Source organism: Vibrio sp. OPT46 (genome assembly GCF_015163535.1).
Taxonomy (GTDB): domain Bacteria; phylum Pseudomonadota; class Gammaproteobacteria; order Enterobacterales; family Vibrionaceae; genus Vibrio; species Vibrio alginolyticus.
In genome coordinates this window covers 55,123-62,464 of record NZ_JADDYG010000730.1, presented here as the reverse complement: position 1 = coordinate 62,464, position 7,342 = coordinate 55,123, and the positions used below count along the sequence as shown (strand labels likewise).

7 protein-coding genes and 1 riboswitch are annotated in these 7,342 nt (G+C 42.8%); of the genes, 5 read left to right on the top strand and 2 right to left on the bottom strand.

The window, feature by feature from the left end:
• Window positions 1-57 precede the first annotated feature (57 nt).
• From IQR33_RS26360 to IQR33_RS26350, 3 genes are all read left to right on the top strand, one after another.
• A complete protein-coding gene (locus IQR33_RS26360; RefSeq protein WP_005377791.1) occupies window positions 58-444 on the top strand; it encodes a DUF6559 family protein in 387 nt (128 codons plus the stop codon).
• A 123-nt stretch (window positions 445-567) separates the two neighbouring features.
• A complete protein-coding gene (locus IQR33_RS26355; protein WP_069593657.1) occupies window positions 568-903 on the top strand; it encodes a DMT family transporter in 336 nt (111 codons plus the stop codon).
• A gap of 420 nt (window positions 904-1,323) precedes the next feature.
• Window positions 1,324-2,274: an LpxL/LpxP family Kdo(2)-lipid IV(A) lauroyl/palmitoleoyl acyltransferase gene (locus IQR33_RS26350; protein ID WP_137281935.1), complete on the top strand. Its 951-nt coding sequence runs from the start codon at window positions 1,324-1,326 to the stop codon at window positions 2,272-2,274.
• A gap of 70 nt (window positions 2,275-2,344) precedes the next feature.
• On the opposite strand, the gene IQR33_RS26345 is transcribed toward IQR33_RS26350, so the two are convergent.
• Window positions 2,345-3,817 carry a carboxypeptidase M32 gene (locus IQR33_RS26345; protein WP_005377788.1) on the bottom strand — a complete coding sequence of 491 codons (1,473 nt, stop codon included), beginning with the start codon at window positions 3,815-3,817 and terminating at the stop codon, window positions 2,345-2,347.
• A gap of 223 nt (window positions 3,818-4,040) precedes the next feature.
• Between IQR33_RS26345 and IQR33_RS26340 the strand changes: the two genes are divergently transcribed.
• A complete protein-coding gene (locus IQR33_RS26340) occupies window positions 4,041-4,676 on the top strand; it encodes a LysE family translocator (RefSeq protein ID WP_017820932.1) in 636 nt (211 codons plus the stop codon).
• The gene (locus IQR33_RS26335; protein WP_005385713.1) at window positions 4,676-5,242 is read left to right on the top strand and encodes a hypothetical protein; all 567 of its coding nucleotides are present in this window, start codon (window positions 4,676-4,678) and stop codon (window positions 5,240-5,242) included. Before IQR33_RS26340 ends, IQR33_RS26335 begins: the two co-directional genes overlap by 1 nt.
• A 117-nt stretch (window positions 5,243-5,359) precedes the next feature.
• Here the strand turns inward: IQR33_RS26335 and IQR33_RS26330 are convergent, their stop codons facing one another.
• The gene (locus tag IQR33_RS26330; RefSeq protein WP_193837411.1) at window positions 5,360-6,736 is read right to left on the bottom strand and encodes an alanine/glycine:cation symporter family protein; all 1,377 of its coding nucleotides are present in this window, start codon (window positions 6,734-6,736) and stop codon (window positions 5,360-5,362) included.
• 122 nt (window positions 6,737-6,858) lie between these two features.
• Window positions 6,859-6,958: riboswitch (glycine riboswitch) on the bottom strand.
• Window positions 6,959-7,342: the final 384 nt, after the last annotated feature.

The following is a 7,342-nucleotide window of genomic DNA, read 5'->3' as shown; positions in this document are numbered from 1 at the left end:
CAGCTCACCATTTTGCATTAATGTGCATATTTGGAAACATCGTCAGTGGAGGACATTATGTTCGGTATTTTCAAGAGAAAGACAAAGATTCAGAGCATAGCTCAAGAAGTTCCTTGCGTGCTACTGCATTCGTTTGGTGATAAAGATATTTATACGCCGGAAGAGATTGATCAAGCTCTTCAAAAGCTGGGTTATGATAAGAGCAAGGATATCAGTCATTATCAGTATGCGTATGGAATGTTTGCCGATGAAGCCTCTTACGAGCTCCTAGAACTAACGGATGAGCTAGGTAATTATGGTCATTTCCAACGTGAAGTAGGTAAGATGCTACTCAATACACCTGAGCCGATTGATATGCATATCTACTTTGAAATTTCTCGTCAGCACCAAAACGTCAGCCTTTCACCTGGTCATCAAAAAGTAAGCGAAAGTGATGGTGTGTAAACATCGTTAGTGGTATTCCATCGTGAGATGAGTTGGGTATAATGCGCGGCCTAATTATCCGGACATGTTGTCGGTTACATTTCTGTTGAGCGTTAATGCCTTATGTTCAAAATGCTTGTCTCTATGCCACCAATGTTGGCGCTGTCGATCGCGATTGTATGTGAAGTGATTGCCACTTCTTATATTCCCAAAACAGAGCAATTTACGAAAGTAATGCCGAGCACAGTCGTTTTGATTGGTTACGGCATCGCTTTCTTCTTGCTTTCCGTCACAGTGCAAACAATGCCTGTTGGGGTTGTTTATGCCATATGGAGTGGTGCTGGGATCGTTTTGGTTGCGACGGTTGGTTACTTTGTTTACGGACAGCGTCTAGACTTACCAGCCCTAGTTGGTATTGGGTTTATCATCGCTGGTGTGTTGATCGTAAATTTATTATCCAAAACTGTAGGGCACGAATAACGCCACTCTACTTGTTAAGTGAATAAGAAGCCGCAGCGAGAAATTGCTGCGGCTTTTTAGTGCAAATTCAATCGCTAATGGCGAGTATTGATATGACGTCTTATTGTTGTATTCATAACAGTCGCATTATGTGATTGAAAAATAGACATTATTTAGCGCATTGAAAATACAAAGTTATGTTTCTTCAAACTTTAGGAAAGGGCAGTAGATAAATCACTCCGATAGATGTTAACGTGGCGACTCATCTTTACTGCTTTTTCATTCCCTACATATTTCTGCAAAGTTCTTATTGTGTAGTGTGTCGAAGAACCATAGAATCCGCGCGCTTTAATTTATGTTATTAGCGTTATCAATGATAAAAGTGCAGTCCATTATCATTGTTTTTATCACTTATAGATGGGCACATCTGACAATACTTACATGAACAAATACAAAAAGCCTGCATTCAAGGCCGAATTTCTTTTGCCTCGTTACTGGGGAACGTTAATTATCATTAGCGTGATGTACTTACTTAGCCTCCTTCCTTTTAAAGTTCAACTAGCTTTGGGACGCAACATTGGTCGTTTAGCTATGCGATTCATGAGAAAACGTCAAGTTACGATCAGACGCAATCTTGAGCTTTGCTTCCCTCATATGGAAAAATGCCAACGCGAAGCAATTCTAAAAGACAACATCGACAATACTGGCATCGCACTTTTTGAGACCGCAATGGCATGGTTTTGGTCAGATAAACGGGTAAACAAACACGTCACGATAAAAGGCATGGAGCATCTAGAGGCTTTAGAGAAGTCAGGCAAAGGTGCATTAATGTTGGCCGTACACTCAATGAATCTAGAGTTAGGTGCTCGAGCTTTTGGCATTAAAAAGTCTGGAACCGGTGTTTATCGCCCAAACAATAATCCGTGCTTTGATTATTTTCAGTATAAGGGACGCTCTCGCTCTAATCGTACACTGATTGATCGTAAAAACGTCAAAGCCATGCTTGAAGCACTTAAAACGGGTGAGCGGGTTTGGTATGCACCGGACCATGATTATGGTAACCGACGCTCGACATTTGCACCGTTATTTGCCGTTAAAAATGCTTGTACTACGACAGGTACAAGTTTGTTGGTTGATTCTACAGATTGCGCCATTGTGCCTTTTACGATGGTAAGAGGAAAAGACGGACACTATACCCTAACCATTAGTGCGCCCGTCGAAGGTTTCCCGAAAGAGGATCATCAACGTGCCGCCGCATTCGTGAATCAAATAGTTGAAACATCAATCATGGCAAGTCCGAGCCAGTATATGTGGCTTCATCGTCGGTTTAAAACTAGACCAGAGGGTGAGGACTGTTTGTACAAGCCTAGGCTCATCCCTAGCTTGGCATAACACATAGAGAGCCTACAAAAAGCCCAAGGAACATACGAACCTTGGGCATTTACTTTCTATTCTTTTCGCTTTATAAGTAGCGATCTTTTAGGTGAGCTTGAAAGTGTTTAGCATTCAGTGTTTCACCCGTGGCTTGTTTTACCAACTCATCAGTGGTGAATAAGCTACCTTTACTCCAGATGTTTTCCGAGAGCCAATTGAATATCGGAGCTAAGTCGCCAGAACGAATAACCGCATCTACATCGACGGTTTGTTTCATTGCTGCCATAAATTGTGCAGCGTACATCGCACCGAGCGTGTAGGACGGGAAATAGCCAAAACTTCCGTCTGTCCAATGGATATCTTGCATACAGCCATTTTTGAAGTTTCCTTCGGTTGATAGCCCCAAGTACGCTTTCATCTTTTCGTTCCAGAGTTCTGGTACATCTGTATGTTTGATGACGCCGTTCATGAGATCTCGCTCAATTTCATATCGAAGAATAACGTGAGCAGGATATGTTAGTTCGTCAGCATCTACGCGAATAAAGCCTTTTTCTACGCGAGTGTAAATTTTGGCTAAATTGTCTTTTTCGAATTCACTACCAGAAAAATGGTTAGAAGCCAGTCGAGCGAGGTGATCGATAAACGCGCTGCTTCGTCCTATTTGCATTTCAAAGAAGAGTGATTGTGATTCATGAATACCCATAGAGCGAGCTTCTCCCGCGGGTGTTCCTGATAAATCTTTTGGTAGCCCTTGCTCGTATCGAGCATGGCCAGTTTCGTGGACAATCCCCATCAGTGATTGGACAAACTCGTTTTCATTATAACGTGTCGTAATACGCACATCTGTCGGTACACCACCACAAAATGGGTGGGTACTCTCATCAAGTCGACCGTGTTCAAAATCGAATTGAAGTAGCTTCATGACTTCCAAACCGAGCGCTTTTTGCTTTTCCGCAGGGTAGTGTGCAGTTGGCAATAAGATGTTGTCTGATTGTTGTTTTTCAAGCGCTTCATCGATCAAAGTAGGAAGCCAGGTTTTCACGTCAGCAAAAAGAATGTCTAACGACGCAGATGTTGTGCCAGGTTCATAAACATCGAGCATGGCATCATAAGGAGTCGTGCCATTTGCTTCGGCTCTAATTTGCGCTTCTTCCTGCGATAGCTTTACGACTTCAGCCCAGTTCTTTTCAAAACCAGCCCAGTCATTTTCTCCACGTTGTGTACGCCATGCATGTTCACATTTGGAGCCAGCAAGAGATTGAGCTTGAACTAATGATTCTGGTAGTAAGTTAGCTTGCTGCCACCCACGCTTCATTTCTCTTAGGATAGATTTTTCTTTTGTAGACAGCGTCTCTTCTTCTGCCTGAGCGAAAAGCTCTCCCAAGTGCGGTTGAGTCATTAAAGAATGGATATGTACATCGAGCTCTGCCGTGGCATTCGAGCGTGCTTCAGCGCCACCAGGTGGCATGACCGCCGCTTGATCCCAATCTATGATGGCTGATAGATGCTCAAAATTTGCCACTTTTTTGGAATGTTCAACGAGTTTTGTAAATGCGTTCATGTGACTACTCTTATTCTTTTGTTCTTTCCCTAAACACCCGATAACGGGTCCTTCATATGGTGTTGCACTAAGCAACCTGCGTTAATTTACTAATAATTAACAATTAACTCCAACCCATTGTCCATAAACTCACCCAGTTGTATAGCTCTCTTAAAAAAGAAGCTTGCGAATCTTGTGGATTGGCGGTATTGATGAAGGATTAACAATTAATTATCACGATAATATGGATATTTTGAATTTCGAGGCATTTATTATTGCCATTACGATTTTAACGTTAACGCCAGGTTTAGATACTGCACTTGTTATCCGTAACACTAGCCGATCGGGCCTAAAAGATGGATGTACAACCAGTCTAGGGATTTGCTTTGGCTTATTCGTACATGCTTTTTTTTCTGCGGTTGGTATCTCGGCGATTCTTGCGCAATCAGCAGAGTTGTTCCAAATCGTAAAAATGATTGGCGCAGCTTATCTTATCTGGCTTGGTTTGAGCAGTTTAAAAGCGCTAATGTCGTCGAAAGATGGATTGACCGTGACCGAGCAGATTCACGAAGTGTTTAATGGTAAGCGCTCTTTTAGAGAGGGCTTTCTTTCTAACGTCTTGAACCCGAAAACGGCGGTCTTCTATTTGGCTTTCTTGCCACAGTTTGTGAATCCAGAAGGTTCACCCTTGCTTCAATCAATGATGATGGCATCTGTACACTTTGCTATTGCGATGGTTTGGCAGTGTGGTTTAGCTGGCGCGCTTAACTCGGCTAAAAATCTACTAAAGAATGCAAGCTTTATGAAGTGGATGGAAGGCGCGACGGGCGCAGTATTAGTCGCACTTGGTGTGAAGTTATTAATTGAAAAACCCGTTTAATGCGTAATATTTATCGATTGTTGATACTACTCGCTGTATTTATTGTGGGGATAGGTGCCGCTGTAGCTTGGCATACGTGGCCACAAGTACAGTTTGCGCAACGCGGCATGATCTGGTCTTGGCACTGGGGCTACTTCGAGCCTTTTGCTAATGGAATACAACAAACGCGAACTCAAGACACTAAACAGTTATTGCTCAGGCGTGTGTATTTGCATGACGCTATTGTCGTTTTTGTTTCGACAACTATGGACAATAAATTTGAGGTCGACGTTGTAAAAGAGCAAACCTGTGAACCTAAAACGACGACTTGGGCTTCGGTCTCTGTCAATCATCAACGTGTCAGGCATGTACCTATGGTGTGCGATGCGTTTGGGCAAGGCTACTTTTATCGCTACATCGGGAAACATCTGGAATCGATTGAAGTTGGTGTCGGCGACTCGTTTGTAACAGAAGCATTTTTAGACTGGCCGCTATCAGAGTTGAAAGCGGATCAATTCAAGCAAAAAAATGCGAAGTTTTTTGAAGAACGTGGAGAAAACGTTGAGCATCAATGGTTGAGAGATTAACCATTTAACCGAAGATAAATAAAGCCCGCTAAATAATAGCGGGCTTTGTGTTTTACCATTTCTAATGTGTCTTGCTCTCTGTGACTGACAGTTTGTGACCGCAAACCTGCCGTTTCACTAAGCTTTCACTGCTTCAACTTTACCTGATTGCGATGTTGAGCTAAAGAACAGTTTGGTTTCTGCCAGTACGACGTGACGCAGTGCGATCAAACCAATTAGGTTAGGAATTGCCATCAGACCGTTTACGATATCAGCCAGTAGCCAAATCATATCGAGGTGAAGGAATGCACCAGATGCCACCAAGCCGACGAAAATCAGTTTGTATGGAAGCACAGCTTTAGTTCCGAACAGGAACACAACGCAACGCTCACCGTAGTAGTTCCAACCAAGAATGGTGGTAAAAGCGAAGAACATCAAACCGATTGAGACGAGCATAGGACCAAATGTATCTGCATTTAAACCCACCGCAAAAGCATGAGTCGTCATCGCGGCACCTGCAAAGTCACTTTGCCATGCACCAGTCAGGATTAGAGCAAGGCCTGTCATGGTACAAATAATGATGGTATCGAAAAAGGTACCCGTCATTGAAATTAGGCCTTGTTTAACACAAGAGTCTGTCTTCGCTGCTGCTGCTGCCATAGGCGCGCTACCCAAGCCTGATTCATTTGAGAACACACCGCGAGCGATACCTGATTGGATTGCCAGCATGATGCTTGCACCTAAAAAACCACCAGTCGCTGCTGTTGATGTAAAGGCTGAAACCAGCACTAATTCAACGGCATTGAACAATTGGTCTGCATTCATGATGATCACGCTTAAACACGCCAACACATAAAATACAGCCATGGTAGGAACCACTTTTCCTGCAACGTTAGCAATGGATTTGATGCCACCCAAAGTTACGAAAGCAATCAAAAGAGTTAGTACAAAGGCAGATAGCTCACGGTTAACACCAAGAGATATCTCACTTGCATCCAGAATCGCGTTTACTTGTGGAAACGTACCGATACCAAAACAAGCAACACCCAAAGCAAACACTGCAAACATGATCGCGAGAGCTTTTGAGCCAACACCGTATTGCAAGTAATACATTGGGCCACCAATCATTTGGCCTTTATCATCGACTCTTCGGTACTTAACCGCCAACAAACATTCGGCGTATTTAGTCGCCATTCCGAAAAGGGCAGCGAGCCACATCCAGAATAGAGCGCCTGGTCCACCGAGTTTGATTGCTGTGGCAACACCAACAATGTTACCAGTACCAATTGTTGCTGAGAGTGCAGTACAAAGAGCTGCAAAGCTAGAAACGTCACCTTGAGTATTAGATGACTTATCTTTACTGAATACCATCGCTAGCGCTGTTGGGAGGTGTTTAAACTGGATCAAGCCAAGGCTAAAAGTGAAGTAAACACCTGTACCCACTAGCAAAATAAGCAGCGGTGGACCCCAGACAAAATTATCGATGGTTTGTAGTAAAGATTGTAGGTTGTTCATGATTTCCCCTTAATAAAACAACTAATAAGGAGAAGAGGGAAAGGACGAGATCAACGATCTCTAAAAGAACTAAGCTATTGGTTGTAGGCGGGAAGGCCAAGCAAAATAGTTAGGTTGTAACTTTCCACTCCTCTGTCCTTTTGCCTGAGAGTTTCACCTTGCGTGAGTGCAAGACTTGCTCCTTCGGCGACCGATTTAACGGTTCTCTCCAGAGGTTCCTCCAACTACAGTCCCCGCTACCTAGGTAGCACCTGAAATAGTTAATTCTTCGGCGAGTTATGCTAATCAAATGTTAAAATTTGATTAATAACCACTCTCCTGCAGTCTTCATCGGAACAATTACTCAATTAAATGAGTAAAGGTTAGTTAATGATGCTGGTCATCATTAACGTGTGAACTCTATCATGTTTTTGGTCCATTTCAACACCCTATGTCAATTTATTTTCAATGAAATAACCTCATCTATTTTCATGAAGGTATGTTTGCCAATCTTTTTGTGCGAGTCACGGCATAAATAAAATTTATTGGGTTAGGGAATGGAACCCAAAAACACTTCAGAACGATAAATGTGTTTCGATCGTTACGACATAAGTTATTCAATTAAGA